At 51.3% G+C, this 12,054-nt stretch carries 14 protein-coding genes and 1 tRNA gene; 11 read left to right on the forward strand and 4 right to left on the reverse strand.

The annotated features are described in order from the left end of the window. The first annotated feature begins 5 nt into the window (after nucleotides 1–5). The 5 genes from FBY13_RS10535 to FBY13_RS10555 all read left to right on the forward strand — a co-directional run bounded on the left by FBY13_RS10535 (nucleotide 6) and on the right by FBY13_RS10555 (nucleotide 3,749). The gene (locus FBY13_RS10535) at nucleotides 6–965 is read left to right on the forward strand and encodes an ABC transporter permease (protein ID WP_063881205.1); all 960 of its coding nucleotides are present in this window, start codon (nucleotides 6–8) and stop codon (nucleotides 963–965) included. Continuing rightward, a complete protein-coding gene (locus FBY13_RS10540) occupies nucleotides 958–1,920 on the forward strand; it encodes an iron chelate uptake ABC transporter family permease subunit (protein ID WP_216639867.1) in 963 nt (320 codons plus the stop codon). The genes FBY13_RS10535 and FBY13_RS10540 overlap by 8 nt, the downstream gene beginning before the upstream one ends. Beyond that, nucleotides 1,917–2,675 (forward strand): ABC transporter ATP-binding protein, encoded by a 759-nt coding sequence (locus FBY13_RS10545; protein ID WP_063880115.1) that lies wholly within the window; start codon nucleotides 1,917–1,919, stop codon nucleotides 2,673–2,675. Before FBY13_RS10540 ends, FBY13_RS10545 begins: the two co-directional genes overlap by 4 nt. A gap of 188 nt (nucleotides 2,676–2,863) precedes the next feature. After that, on the forward strand, nucleotides 2,864–3,085 hold the full coding sequence (locus tag FBY13_RS10550; protein WP_145394109.1) for a hypothetical protein: 222 nt from the start codon (nucleotides 2,864–2,866) through the stop codon (nucleotides 3,083–3,085). A 262-nt stretch (nucleotides 3,086–3,347) separates the two neighbouring features. Continuing rightward, nucleotides 3,348–3,749, forward strand: a complete 402-nt coding sequence (locus FBY13_RS10555; RefSeq protein WP_145394110.1) for a hypothetical protein — start codon at nucleotides 3,348–3,350, stop codon at nucleotides 3,747–3,749. Between the two features lie 127 nt (nucleotides 3,750–3,876). On the opposite strand, the gene FBY13_RS10560 is transcribed toward FBY13_RS10555, so the two are convergent. Next, a complete protein-coding gene (locus FBY13_RS10560; RefSeq protein ID WP_063881208.1) occupies nucleotides 3,877–4,344 on the reverse strand; it encodes an Lrp/AsnC family transcriptional regulator in 468 nt (155 codons plus the stop codon). 281 nt (nucleotides 4,345–4,625) lie between these two features. Between FBY13_RS10560 and FBY13_RS10565 the strand changes: the two genes are divergently transcribed. From FBY13_RS10565 to FBY13_RS10580, 4 genes are all read left to right on the forward strand, one after another. Continuing rightward, nucleotides 4,626–5,252 carry a LysE family translocator gene (locus tag FBY13_RS10565; RefSeq protein ID WP_145394111.1) on the forward strand — a complete coding sequence of 209 codons (627 nt, stop codon included), beginning with the start codon at nucleotides 4,626–4,628 and terminating at the stop codon, nucleotides 5,250–5,252. A 176-nt stretch (nucleotides 5,253–5,428) separates the two neighbouring features. Then, nucleotides 5,429–6,061 (forward strand): TetR family transcriptional regulator, encoded by a 633-nt coding sequence (locus FBY13_RS10570; RefSeq protein WP_063880118.1) that lies wholly within the window; start codon nucleotides 5,429–5,431, stop codon nucleotides 6,059–6,061. A 79-nt stretch (nucleotides 6,062–6,140) separates the two neighbouring features. Continuing rightward, nucleotides 6,141–7,538: a D-arabinono-1,4-lactone oxidase gene (locus FBY13_RS10575; protein ID WP_145394112.1), complete on the forward strand. Its 1,398-nt coding sequence runs from the start codon at nucleotides 6,141–6,143 to the stop codon at nucleotides 7,536–7,538. Nucleotide 7,539: 1 nt separating this feature from the next. Further along, nucleotides 7,540–8,367 carry a glycosyltransferase family 8 protein gene (locus FBY13_RS10580; protein ID WP_145394113.1) on the forward strand — a complete coding sequence of 276 codons (828 nt, stop codon included), beginning with the start codon at nucleotides 7,540–7,542 and terminating at the stop codon, nucleotides 8,365–8,367. A 77-nt stretch (nucleotides 8,368–8,444) separates the two neighbouring features. Here the strand turns inward: FBY13_RS10580 and FBY13_RS10585 are convergent, their stop codons facing one another. Continuing rightward, nucleotides 8,445–9,566, reverse strand: a complete 1,122-nt coding sequence (locus FBY13_RS10585; RefSeq protein WP_096010776.1) for a Gfo/Idh/MocA family protein — start codon at nucleotides 9,564–9,566, stop codon at nucleotides 8,445–8,447. A 319-nt stretch (nucleotides 9,567–9,885) separates the two neighbouring features. Here FBY13_RS10585 and FBY13_RS10590 point away from each other — a divergent pair. Next, nucleotides 9,886–9,961 (forward strand) — tRNA-Asn (locus tag FBY13_RS10590). 218 nt (nucleotides 9,962–10,179) lie between these two features. Here FBY13_RS10590 and FBY13_RS10595 read toward each other — a convergent pair. After that, nucleotides 10,180–10,401 (reverse strand): SymE family type I addiction module toxin, encoded by a 222-nt coding sequence (locus FBY13_RS10595; RefSeq protein WP_186440810.1) that lies wholly within the window; start codon nucleotides 10,399–10,401, stop codon nucleotides 10,180–10,182. Nucleotides 10,402–10,916: 515 nt separating this feature from the next. Here FBY13_RS10595 and FBY13_RS23440 point away from each other — a divergent pair. After that, the gene (locus FBY13_RS23440) at nucleotides 10,917–11,066 is read left to right on the forward strand and encodes a hypothetical protein (protein WP_172898221.1); all 150 of its coding nucleotides are present in this window, start codon (nucleotides 10,917–10,919) and stop codon (nucleotides 11,064–11,066) included. Between the two features lie 150 nt (nucleotides 11,067–11,216). Here FBY13_RS23440 and FBY13_RS10600 read toward each other — a convergent pair whose 3' ends face one another. Beyond that, the gene (locus FBY13_RS10600; protein WP_063880123.1) at nucleotides 11,217–12,053 is read right to left on the reverse strand and encodes a hypothetical protein; all 837 of its coding nucleotides are present in this window, start codon (nucleotides 12,051–12,053) and stop codon (nucleotides 11,217–11,219) included. Nucleotide 12,054: the final 1 nt, after the last annotated feature.

Genomic DNA, 12,054 nt, shown 5'->3' on the forward strand with positions numbered 1-12,054 from the left:
CGTCAGTGAAAGGACTTTTGATCGCACTGAGCGTTATCGGATTGCTTTCCCTTATTAGCCTCTTTATCGGTGCGACGACAACTTCGCCTGTATCGCTTTTTGCAGGCAATACGACATCGACTATAAGCATTCTGCTGGCTAGCCGCATTCCGAGGACCCTTGCATTGCTCCTCGCTGGAAGTTCCATGGCTGTTGCTGGCCTGATCATGCAAATGCTTTCGCGAAACCGATTCGTGGAGCCTGGCACAGCAGGTACGATTGAGTCCGCCACTCTTGGGTTATTGCTGGCTGCGCTACTGGCCCCCGGGCTGCCTGTGCTCGCACGCATGCTTGTGGCATGTTGTACCGCCCTTCTGGGAACACTGCTGTTCCTTGTCATCCTGCGGCTGTCGCCCATGCGCTCGCCATTAATGGTTCCGCTCGTCGGCCTGATGCTCGGCGGCGTAATCAATGCAATGGCGACATTTCTTGCCTACCGCTTCGACCTTATTCAGTCCCTCGTAGCCTGGTCTACTGGGGATTTTTCATCGGTTCTGCGCGGCCGCTATGAACTACTGTGGATCTCATTTGGCGCAGCCGTCCTCGCTTACATTGCAGCCGACAGGTTCACTGTGGCAGGACTTGGGCAGAATTTCGCAAATAACCTGGGCCTGAACTATCGGCTGACACTCATTACCGGGCTGGTCATCGTTTCAATCGTAACGGCTGCAGTGGTCGCGACGGTAGGTGCAATTCCCTTTGTCGGTCTTGTCGTGCCAAATATCATCAGCATGATGATAGGCGATAATTTGCGCAGATCAGTACCCTGGACCGCCACTCTCGGCGCCGGTTTCGTACTGAGTTGCGACATTTTAGGTCGCTCCGTAAACCAACCCTTCGAGATCCCAGTGGGCCCCATCATAGGGATTGCTGGCAGTGTGATTTTCCTTTTCATCCTCAAAAGGGGAGCTGCACGATTTGATTGAATCTCAAGAGATAAGACCCGTTATAGTAATCATTTTGCTCGCTACACTGACATTACTCTTATCAGTGGCTTTCATGACAGTCGGTGCAGGAGGACATTGGTCTTTTGTGCTACCTCTTCGTGCACAAAAGCTCGCAGGGCTTTTGTTAGTTGGTTATTCAATAGCCGTCTCTACTGTGCTATTCCAGACCATAACCCAGAATCGTATTCTGACGCCATCCGTCATGGGTTTCGATGCACTGTACGTATTTATTCAGACCTTAGTGGCATTCACCATAGGCTATGTCCACGACGCTACCATCAACCCATTTCTACGTTTTGCAGTCGAGACATTCGTCATGATCGGTTCAGCAACCCTGCTCTATAGCAGACTCTTCGCCGGGGGACGCAGAGACCTGATGTTTCTGGCGATGGCCGGTCTCGTTTTCGGTGGGCTACTGCGAAGTCTGTCAAATTTCCTGCAGCGTGTTATCAATCCGGGGGAATTCGCCGTCCTGCAGGACCGCCTCTTTGCAAGCTTCAATCTTATCGACGCCAGCCTGCTATCCATAGCAGCAATACTTGTCCTTAGCGTCTCGCTGACAGGCTGGAGAATGCGGCACAGCTTTGATGTGTTGGTGCTAGGGCGAGACACCGCGATCAATTTAGGCATTGATTACAAACGAACGGTTAGAGCCATCCTGATGATGATTGCCATCCTCGTATCGGTCTCTACGGCATTGGTTGGGCCGGTTACTTTCTTCGGCCTGCTGGTAGCCAATCTAACTTATCGTTTTGTCGGGAATGCGCGGCATGCTCTGATGCTACCGGCCTCTGTGCTGATCGCGATGACGTGTCTGGTCTGCGGGCAGTTTGTTCTGGAGAGGCTATTTGGCTTTAATACCGGCCTGAGCATTATAATTGAGTTCTTCGGCGGTATTACTTTCATTATATTAATCATGCAGAAGGCGCGATGATAAAAACGCACGCACTCACTAAACGCTACGGCACAATTACGACTGTGGACAACGTCTCAGTGAGTATACCTAAAGGCGGACTGACATCCATCATCGGTCCTAATGGTGCAGGTAAATCCACACTTATGATGCTCATTAGCAGGTTATTGCCAGCAACCAGTGGAACAGTGACGGTTGACGAGATGAATGTCGTTAACACGCCAACGAACATACTTGCACAACGTCTGGCAATTCTACGCCAGGATAACCATACCAGTGTGCGCCTGACCGTCAGCGACCTGGTAGCTTTTGGCCGCTACCCGCACTCGAAAGGACGTTTCACCCAAGATGATCGAGAGCATATTGAGCATGCACTTGAGTATCTGGACATAACATCGTTGCGCGATTGTTTCCTTGACGAGCTTTCAGGTGGACAGCGCCAGCGCGCCTTTATTGCAATGGTCCTGTGTCAGGACACCGATTATCTGTTACTCGATGAACCCCTGAACAGTTTAGACCTCAAGCATGCTACTGCAACAATGAAGATTCTTCGAAGAGCAGCAGACGATCTGGGTAAAACCGTCGTATTAGTGCTTCATGATATCAACTTTGCTTCGTACTATTCAGATCACATTATTGCGATGTCCGCAGGCAAAATATATTGTGAGGGTTCTCCTGACCAGGTTATTAGAGCTGAACGTCTCGGCCAACTTTATGATATGAAGGTTAGTGTCCATGAACTGAGTGGGCAACGGATAGTGACTTACTACGAATGATATACAAAATATTTTTAACGTTGCCCTTTCAGACATCTGAATAAACTGTTTTCGTGAAAACAAAAAGCATTAATAAATATAAACCACATGCAAATACTTTCATGAAAATAATGGTAGTGGTGCAATGTGAAGAGCGACCTTAACTGCAATGTCATCCGACATTTTCAAATGTATTGTCGGTAAGGGGGATGTCCAGTTTGAAATCAGGCCGCTTCTTGCAGATCGTGAACCCGGAAGGCCATTTGTCGCAGAGAGAAAATAAGGCGAAAGTGATGGGTGCTGGTGGTCATTCTGGTGGCCCTGACAACCGCCGCCATTTTTCAGTTTCGCTTGTCATTCAGCCAGTTAATGGCAAAGGCGATCCTGGTGAGAGGAACCAGATTGTGAGAAGCCCGCTCAGGGAAAGCTGAGCGGGCTTTTTGCTGGGTATCGCTAACGCACCTTGAAGCCCGATTGATGTTGGCAGGCAACACTTTCAGATGGCCTCGCTGTTTACACATCGATCATGATTGCCTTCACGCGACGGGCAACGTCCATACATTTCCCTTTCCAGACGGGCACTGATCAATAAACAATTCGTTTATCAATGGTTTATAGACCGGTAATCAATCGGGATGCTAGTGTTCTGGCTGATAAAAAATTTATAATATGCCCCCCACTGAGAGGCAGTTGATGAGTACGCGCTTTCTTTATTTTGCCTTAACAGTATTGCTAACTGGATGTGTAGCACGGTCTCATGAACCCGATCCGTTACAGGTGCAGTTCGCTAATTATGGCACGCTGCCTAATAACTATAAAACGGTAGTCAAAGATACGTTTTATTATCATCTAAAAGATCCCTATAGCGCCCATTATCGTTTTTTCCAGCCCTATAGAGGATATTCATGGATCATGAATGTTCCCGAAGATAAAGAAGAATTGATGTTCGGTTGGATCATTCCCGGCATGGTTAACGCTAAAAACAGTTACGGAGCCTATGTCGGTCAGAGGAAGTTCATTGTGATTTATTCAAATGGCCAATATCACAACCTTAACTACATCAAAGGCACAAAAAAAATTGGCCGGCCGCTTTAAAACTGCATGAGCTTTTGGCCGTTGAGCAAGCCGGGAACGTATCGGCGTGACATCAGGATAGAGCCACCATACGGAGTATGATGGCCAGGCGATAACAGAACCTGGATTTACCAGAGCAATGGTTTCATTATGTGCTTTTAATCGGGTAGGTCGTTAAAGGTTTAATTTCCTTTAAGACAAACATGCTTTGCATCTCTTTGATACGCGGCAGCCTGCGCACGACCGACATGGCGAAATCAGCGTATGAGTCGAGGTCGGTTGCCACCACCTGCAACAGAAAGTCGGCGTCGCCGCCTATGCTGTAGCAGGCCACAACGTCCTCCAGTGCGGTCACCTGCTGCTCAAACTTCTCCGCTTCAGCTTCGCTGTGACAGTCAATGACCACCCGAATAAACACCATTACCCCAGAGCCGGTTTTTTTTCGATCCAGTACGGCCCGGTAGCCCTGTATCACGCCCTGTTCTTCCAGTTTGCGAACTTTGCGCCAGCACGGTGAGGCGGACAGGCCAATTTTATCGGCCAGTTCCTGATTGGTGATGCGCGCATCGCCCTGCAATACACTTAAAATTTTTATTTCTGTCTTGTCGAGCGCCATGGAGGTCAGTTCCTTTCTGTATAAGGCATAAAACAGGTAAATTCTTGCAAAGAGTAAGGCATATCGACGTGATTCAGACAACCCATTTCTGGTCAGCTCCGGCATACTGTATTCACCCTGTGTTGTGTGCGGTGCGAGAGGTGAATGCTTTACAGAGCAGGATGTGACGCAACGAAGTAAGGCGGATAAGGGCATTTTACTTCGCCTCTGAGCGAGCGTGCTGTCAGGGCTACAGGACTCGTGAACAGACGCATACATGTCATCTAAAGAAAGGAAATGCTATGCCTGTCAATGCAGAATTACTGCCTTATGTTTTGGCGCTTGGCCTGGCCGCCGCGATTCCTGGCCCGGGCATGACGGCGATTGTCGCGCGCAGCTTAAATGGCGGTTCACTGGCCGGCTTAGCCGCCCTGGTGGGCGTGATAATGGGCGATCTATTTTATCTCACCCTTGCCGTTTTTGGCCTTGGCGTGGTCGCGCATACCTATACCGCTCTCTTTACCCTGATTAACTGGGCGGCTGCACTTTATTTGGGTTTTCTGGCCTGGCAGTTTTGGTCTTATCAACCCCATGCAATCAACATCGACCAGAAAGTGACGCATCAGCAACTGGCTTCAGCCTGGCTATCCGGTCTGAGTATTACGCTGGGTAACCCCAAAACGATTGCTTTTTATCTGGCAATACTGCCGCTGGTGATTTCCCTGGAGACGATCTCACTGAAATTTTGGGGGACAGTGCTGGTGCCCGTTACCGCCGCGGTATTACTGGCTGTCGGCGCAATGTTTATATTGGCGGCGATGAAAATCCGGGTTTTTCTGACCAGCCCGCAATCGCTGCAGATAATGTACAAAGTGGTAGGCGTGATTATGCTGCTGGCCGCCATCGGTATGATCGTAAAAACGCTGTAATGCAGCAATAACGTCAGAGGGGAAAAGGTGCCGCTGCCTTATCGAGAACGCGCCTCAGAACAGACCGATTAATCCTGATTGGCGGGGGGATTTTCCCCTGTCGGCGCAACAGTATTGTTTCGCTGTGGTAGTATCAGCCTCTTACTTTCTCGTTATCAGGCAACCCGTTGAGCACTATGTCGGACACTACGAAACGCAAAAACGATCCCGAAGGGCTTAAAAAACGCATTCTGGCTGGTGCACTCAAAACCTTTGCCGAATTTGGTATGCAGGGTGCTCGCCTGGAGCAGATTGCCGAGAATGCCCAGACCACCAAACGCATGGTGGTTTACCATTTTGGCAATAAAGAGCAGCTCTATATCGATGTGCTGGAACAGGTTTATCAGCAGATCCGGGAACACGAAACCGGCCTGAATCTGGCGGCAATGCAACCTGAGCAGGCCATAACCAAACTGGTTGAGGCCAGTTTTGATTACCATGTTTCTCATCCAGACTTTATTCGGCTGATCTGCATGGAAAACCTGTCCCGCGGCCGCTATATCGCGCAGTCAGCCCGCCTGGGCCAGCTGAACCGCAGTGCGCTGGATCTGCTGGATGACATCCTCAGTCGGGGACAGCAGCAGGGGCTGTTTATTCAGGAAGTCGAGACGCTGGATGTACATCGCCTTATCAGCAGTATCTGCGTGCATCAGGTATCGAACCGGTTCACGTTTAATACTCTGTTCAGCCCCGACAAAGATGAAGCGGACATTATCCGTCGTAACCGCCAGTTAGCGGTCACGGCCACCCTGCGTTATATCTGTCGCTAGCGGCCAGCATCCCGGGCGTAAAAAGCAATAGTCTATGCTTAAGAGGTATTTTTAATATCACTTAACTAAGGACTGCAGTTTGAGCAGAGACGCCAACCTTTATCCGCTACGCCAGACCCACGTTGATCCGCACGATGATGCTGTCTGGAACTGGGCGCAAAATGCACAAATTGGGACGCGCCAGCAGGTAAAACGCCCCGCTGATGAAGCCGCGCTTCAGCAGTTATTGCGTGAATCCAGTGGCAAGGTACGCGTGACCGGCAAAACCTATTCCCCTGGCAGAATGTTGTCCGTGCACCCGGACGAGTTGCTGCTGGATCTCAGTGCGCTGACCGGCCTTGTCCGCAGCGACGAGAACAGCGTGACCTTCGCGGCTGCCACACCGCTGGAAGACATCTACAGCACCTTGACCGACATGGATCGCATGCTCGCCTCTTCGCCCGGCGTCATTTCCGTACAGACGCTGGCGGGCGCAATGGCGACCGGCACCCACGGTCAGGGCCTGCAACAGAGTTCGATTGCCGATGAAGCTGAGCACATCCGCATGGTGCTGAGCGACGGTTCAGTTCGTGAGCTGTCACGTGGTGATGCGGATTTTGCTGCTGCGCAGGTTTCCCTTGGCGTGCTTGGCATCGTCACTGAGGTCACCTTGCGCACCCAGCCTTTTCGTATTTTCACCTGCCATAAAAATGCGGTTCCCGCAGATAACCTGGAAAGTGATTTGCTGCGCTGGAATGACGAATACGAACTCAGCAAAGCCTGGTGGTTTGTGGATGACAACCTGATGCACGTGTGGAATGCGCATCAGGCCAGTGAAGACGAGATCCAGCATTATGAGAAGAATGGCCGTGAAGTCGTGGAGCACGCTGATGAAGGTGATGACAGCCTGAACGACACCATCGATCAGACGCTGGAACATATGCATCGCGACACGCAGATCCACGGTAAAGGCGGCAAACAGTTCCGCACCGTGACACGTTTTCGGGATTTTACCGATGTCACCGGCGATATCTATCAGCTGTTCTGTCGCGGCATTGCCGTGCCGCAGATCAACGTGGAGATCGGCGTGCCGCTGGAAAAAACACCGGCGGTTATCCGCAAGATTAAACGCTGGTATGCCGAAAATCGCCCGCACATGCACTATCCAATTATCCTGCGCTGTACCGGTGCCTCATCGGCCTGGCTGAGTCCAGCCTTCGACCAACCCACCTGCTTCTTTGGCTTTGTGGTGTATTACGCCGATGACGGTTCCCTTTCTGAAGCGGGCCTGCACTTTTTAACTGAGGTGGAGAAACTGCTGGCAGAAGAAGGCGGTCGTCCTCACTGGGGCAAATATTATGATGCCTCGCTGTACCGCTGGCAGGATCTCTATCCCCACTGGGGAGCGTTCCGCGCCCTGCGGGAGCAGCGCGATCCGCAAAACCGCCTTAGCAACGACTACACCACCGCACTGTTTAATGAAACCGATAAGGGATGATATGTTTGCCTGGGTAACCTTACTGACGCAACCGGATTATCTGGTGGGCGTGAAAGCGCTGCACCGTTCACTGATGCAAACTAAAACGCGCTGGCCACTGGTGGTCATGGCAACCGACGCCATTGATGCGCAAGACTGCGCCGCACTGGAAGATGAAGGCTGTGTGATCCATCGTGTTCACGGGCTTTATCCGCACCGCGATCTGAACGCGCACTATGCGTCTGAACGCTTCGGGGAAGTCTGGACCAAACTGCGTGCATGGCAGTTGACCGATTATCAGCGGGTCGTGTTTCTGGATGCCGATATGCTGGTCTTACAGAACATGGATGAACTGTTCTCACTGGATCTCGGTGACAACTTTCTTGCCGCCTGTCATGCCTGCCGTTGCAATCCCAACCAGATCGACGCCTATCCTGACAACTGGCAACCCGAGTTCTGTCACTATACCTGGCAGGAACGTGAGGAGTCGCCACCCGCGCATGTGGATGACTACCTCAACGGCGGCTTTCTGGTACTGAAGCCCGATAACGGCATGTTTGAAAAACTGGAAGCCCGCATTGCGGCTATCGATGACCTGAGCGAGTACACCTTTTCCGAGCAGGATTTGCTGAACGAGGCCTTTAAAGGCCAGTGGATGCCGCTCTCTTATGTTTACAACGCCCTGAAAACGCTGCGTTTCCAGCATGACAAACTGTGGGAATGCGACGACGTCAAGAACCTGCATTACATTCTGGATAAGCCGTGGCAGCGCGATCTGTCTCAGCCTGTCAGTCAGCGCGATCGCTACTATGCGATGGATAAGCTGTGGTGGGATAAAGCGTCAGCCTGATCAACGCTGACCGGCCCCGACATGATGCTCGGGGCCGACTTTGTGTTGTGCAGTCATAAGTATGATGTAACTAAGACCTATACCGCCTTCCAGCGTCTTTCTGCTGCCGACAGGGCTATCGCCTCCAGCACCTTCTGCACCTGCAATCCTTCTGCAAAATCTGGCCACATGCGGTCGCCCGCAGCGATACCATTAATCAAATCGCGAATTTCTACCGTTTTCTGATCGTTAAAGCCGATGCCATGGCCTGCCGATACGCAGAAGTTAGCATAGTCCGGATGCGCAGGCCCGGTTAGCAGCGTTTTGAAGCCCTGCCGCCCTGCCGGTTCATCATGGATATAGAGCTCAAGTTCCGCCATGCGCTCCTGGGTATAACGCAGCGTGCCTTTGGTGCCGGTCACGACATAGGTCAGCCCCATCTTGGCGCCGCAGGCGATGCGCGAGGTTTCAATTACGCCGTGCGCGCCATTGTGAAAGCGCAGCAAGGCGCTGGCCTGGTCTTCATTTTCTACCGGCAACTGACGGCTCAGGTCTTTTGGGTCCGGACGGGTTTTAATCACCGTCATCATATCCCCACTGACTTCAGCAATGTTGCCTACGAGGTAGTGCGCCATATTGACGATGTGCGCGGCCAGATCGCCCAGTGCACCTAACCCGGCCAGCGCTTTCTGGCAGTGCCAGTCGAGCGGCGTTTCCGGCTTCGCCAGGTAGTCTTCGTTATGGGTGCCATAAAAATGCACCACCTCACCGATTTCGCCCCGCGCAATGATTTCTTTTGCCAGCTGGCTGGTGGGATTCTTCATGTAGTTGAAGCCCACCAGGGTTTTAACCCCTGCCGCATTGGCCGCCTCTACCATCTCCTGTGCATCGGCCACCGTCAGAGACAGCGGCTTTTCAGAATAAACGTGCTTGCCGTTGGCAATGGCAGCCAGCGCCATCTCTTTGTGCAGAAAATTGGGCGCGCAGATGTCTACGACGTCAATATTCGGGTCGCATACCAGCGCATGCCAGTCACCCGTGGAGCGGGAAAAGCCAAAGGTGGCGGCCTGCTTTGCCGCCAGTTCGGGATTAACCTCTGCCAGCATCTCACGCACGATCTCCCCTTTTAACGCAAACACCGCCGGTGCCTGGGCATAGGCGATCGCATGGCAGCGACCGATATAACCGCTACCGATCATGCCGATTCTGACTTTATTCATTTTGACTCCGGGCTGACAGAGAAAGGATTAAATGAAATTTAAATTCCATTTATAGGTATTTCAAACTAAAAATGAAATAACTGTGACGAACCTAAAGAACATTCGTGCAACCGGGCCTTTCAGAATCGTTAAGAAATGGAACAGAGATTCTGTTTATTGAATAAAAGGTGCAGTTTGCGGCCATTTTTGGCGGTCACAAAGCAGAGCGGAACGGCTGAACAGCGGGAGTTGGCGAGTATTTCAGCAATTAGACAGTTTTGTGAAAAAGAGCTTTGACAAGCCTGCGGGACGTCGATAATATGCGCCCCGTTCAAACGATTCCTCTGTAGTTCAGTCGGTAGAACGGCGGACTGTTAATCCGTATGTCACTGGTTCGAGTCCAGTCAGAGGAGCCAAATTTTAAGAGCCCGCTCAGGGAAACCCGAGCGGGCTTTTTGTTGTTTATTTCACCCACCAGCGCTGACAGACGTCAGGTAGAACAAGACGGCAAAGTTGTGCTGGATGCTAACCGGGCTGGCGCGCAGGGCTTTTATATTTAACCAGGCGTTGCTACCTGCGTGCGGCAAAAGATGAAGATCGTCCTTAAGGCGTTTTTTGGCCTGACGCTTCCCCTTTATGACTTATCGATCCGCAGCACAATACATCCCAGGCTAATTTCTGCCGTCACCAGCGTGCCGGTTTCAAATCCGACTTCCCGCAGCCATTTACCACTTATATTTAGCGCAGGTGTGCTGGTATCGCCAAAATTAGGCACATAGCCGACTTTGTATCGACGCTGGGTTTTAAAAGATACTGAGACAGGTGCAGCGTCAGAAGGTCTTAAGTTCATAGTCATTTGCAAGCTCCTGGTTAAGAGGATGATTCCATGATAAGAGGTGCCCGTTTCAACGGTGATGGGCTGACCGCGTTGTGAACGTCTGCTTATACTAAACCCGCGTACCTCATAACTTACTGCGTCCTTACCGCGCACCTTAGTGTGCTCTCACACAGCCCACGTGATAATGATGCATCGCAAAGCTGACGAGGTTTAAAAGACGCAGGCTCGCATGATATCGCCGGGAAAGTTTTCGCTGCAGACGTCCCGGCACTGGGTTTTGCAAGTGCCCGTAAACGATAGCGTTTTTGACGCCTGCCAACAAGCCAGACTCTGGAAGCCTCCTCGCATAACGCTAAAAATAGCCCCCTTTCTGCACGATCCCCTGCCGCCGTCCTGTGCCTTTAATAACCCCAGCGATCGTGCCAGTGCGCGCTGTAAGGACAGTGCTTAACGACGCAGTGCCATGAGCAGTGAATTTCTGATTGACGTAAGGATGTGAAAATCCCTTCCCCACAGCGTGGCGGTTTTTTGGTTTGCCCATCGACATGTTACACGCGATGGAAGGCCTGCGTCTGACTCTTCGCCCCGGCACTGTGCCTGAGCGAGTGGGCAAACTGGTTAGCGGAAAAACGCCTCAACTCCCACTGGGCTGGGTCGATTTTGCCCTGGCGCAGACGGTGTAACCTGGAGGCCGGACTCGACACCGGTATTCATGGTCGTTGCATATGAGGGGTAATCGGAACCGCAGGTCCGCCAAACAAGCAGCGGCCGACCCTGAGAAATTCACCTCAGGGCGCTGTACAGCCTGTCATTTTATTAGGAAAAATAGCGGATTATGGGAATTTTAAGTTGATAAGAGTACTGTACTGCGTGCGTGACAGACTTAGCGGTGATTGGTTTCTGAAAAAAACTTTCACAAACGGGTTGCTGGTGCCATACAGCTCGACACGCTTATATTCATTGTGAATAAACTGCTGCAGGATAGTCGCCATATCCTGCGCCAGGTCCGGTGTCATCGCGTTATGAGAGGCTACGGTTTGCTCAAAGCTGAGTGGTATGCGCATTTCCGTATCAGGTTTAAAATTGGCACGTTTACGTTCAGCTTCCACTTTAAACTCTTCAAAGGCTTCGTGTGTTGAATTGAATGTATCAGCCAGCGTTTTGATATGTGCAGCCATCTGGTTAACAGCAAACGTTCTTTTTGTGACGAAATAGCCGCCTACACTCGAAGCAATGGACGCAATAACAGGAAGAGAACCACGCCCAATAATACTTCCCAGACCATTTAAGGCTGACCATAAGGCCATACCTGTCGCGCCAGTAGAGCTGGCTACAGCACCTGTCACAATCATACTCGCCTGCTGTACTTTTACGCCCGCAATACGATTATCCAGGCGACGAATCTCCCCGCCCGGCTTTCTATGCGACGCAGACTCTTCATTCCAGCTTTTGAAGCGGCGGTTATTTTCATCTTTATAATTCGACATCGCATAGGCAATCTGGCTTGTTTCCGTTTTACTGAGCTGGGCGATTTCTTTTGGCTCAAACGATCTGACTAAAATCAGGGCTTCTTCAAGCACCTCTTTTGTCAGAAAATTAGCGGAACCCGCAGGGTTAGAACCAGGGTCCGTAGTAAGGCCCTCAATAAGGTTAACTTTGGGAAATGCCATA

The sequence above is a fragment of the Pantoea sp. SJZ147 genome (assembly GCF_007828605.1).
In the GTDB taxonomy this organism is placed as follows: Bacteria; Pseudomonadota; Gammaproteobacteria; order Enterobacterales; family Enterobacteriaceae; genus Pantoea; species Pantoea allii.